Origin of the sequence: Vibrio sp. 1F255 (genome assembly GCF_041439145.1) — a bacterium.
Taxonomy (GTDB): Bacteria; Pseudomonadota; Gammaproteobacteria; order Enterobacterales; family Vibrionaceae; genus Vibrio; species Vibrio crassostreae_C.
Genome location: NZ_JBGONQ010000082.1, coordinates 1 through 1,412, shown reverse-complemented (window position 1 = coordinate 1,412; position 1,412 = coordinate 1). Strand labels below are relative to the sequence as shown.

Here is a 1,412-nt window from a genome sequence, read left to right as displayed (position 1 = left end):
TAATGCCGATCAGTTAAAGCCAAAGCGATCGGTTGAAGGATCCTTCAGAGCTGTCAAAATCCAAGTGTATTTAATGCACTTGGATTTTTTTATGGATGTTTCTCAAGCTCTAAACATAATTAATGATTGGAAACCTAGCAGCGTTGAGACTTTGTCTGACTTGCTTCCAATTGAACTCATCGACGAAGCCTATTCTCTTACTGATACTGTCACGATGAGAAAGAGGAAATTAACTTTAGAATCCATGGTGTGGCTGCTTGTTGGAATGGCTATCTATAACAGTAAATCCATGAAAGATTTAGTGAACCAACTTGATATTGTCGACCGTACAGGTAAAGCTTTTGTCGCACCGAGTGCGTTAACTCAACGTCGAAAGACGTTGGGTGAAGACGCAATTAAAGCGGTCTTTGAGCGAATGACTACGTCATGGTTAAACAGTGCAAAGTTACCCCAATGGAATGGATTAACGCTGCTTGGCGTCGATGGCGTTGTTTGGCGAACGCCCGATAACCCGCAAAATGAAAAGGCATTTTCTCGACAAAAAGGGACACAATATCCGCAAGTGAGAATGGTCTGCCAAATGGAATTAAGCAGTCACATTATCACGGCAAGTGCCTTTGATAATTACAATACAAACGAAATGGTATTAGCTGAAAAACTGATAGAAACAACACCAAACCATAGCGTAACAATGTTCGATAAGGGGTTCTATTCTTTAGGTTTATTACATAAATGGCAAGACTCTGGCTCAGAGCGCCATTGGCTTATCCCCCTCAAGAAAAATACACAATATGACATTGTTCAATCTTTAGGGCGAAATGACAAACTTGTTCAATTACACAGTAATCCAAGAGCTAGAAAGCTATGGCCTGATTTACCAAAGTCGATAACCGCTCGACTTGTCACTCGTAAAATTAAAGGAAAAGACTACCAAGTATTAACCTCCATGACGGACTCCCTGCGTTACCCATCAAAAGATATTGCAGGCCTTTATGAGCATCGTTGGGAAATAGAGCTGGGCTACCGAGAGCAAAAACAATACATGCTTGGAAACCGTCTTACGCTGCGAAGTCGTTTACCAGAGCTGGTCAAGCAGGAGTTATGGGGCATCTTGCTTACTTACAATTTAATCCGATATCAGATGGTCGAGCTCTGCTTCAATTTAAAGGGAAATTACCTTCCTTATCAACTGAGTTTTAACGGCACGTTAGCTCATGTATCAGCGTTACTTGTAGGCTTACCTTATTCAACACCAGGCGCAATACCTCGTCAGCTAAAGGGGTTCCACAACATGGCTGAAAGCTTAATACTTGAAGGGCGAAGGGAAAGGACATTCCCTAGAAGAGTTAAACCCAGACCACAACGGTATGCTAAGAACAAAAATGCCGTTCACTCTTAAGTGAACGGCATTA

At 41.9% G+C, this 1,412-nt stretch carries 1 protein-coding gene; it reads left to right on the top strand.

The features are described 5' to 3' along the window. Positions 1 to 91 precede the first annotated feature (91 nt). Entirely contained in the window at positions 92 to 1,399 is a 1,308-nt protein-coding gene (locus ACED41_RS21500; RefSeq protein WP_371725666.1) for an IS4 family transposase, read from the top strand. The last annotated feature ends 13 nt before the right edge of the window (positions 1,400 to 1,412 follow it).

What these genes read in the sequence shown, in the direction of transcription:
- ACED41_RS21500 (WP_371725666.1), top strand. Translation starts at nt 92, where the DNA reads ATGGATGTTTCTCAAGCTCTAAACATAATTAATGATTGGAAACCTAGC.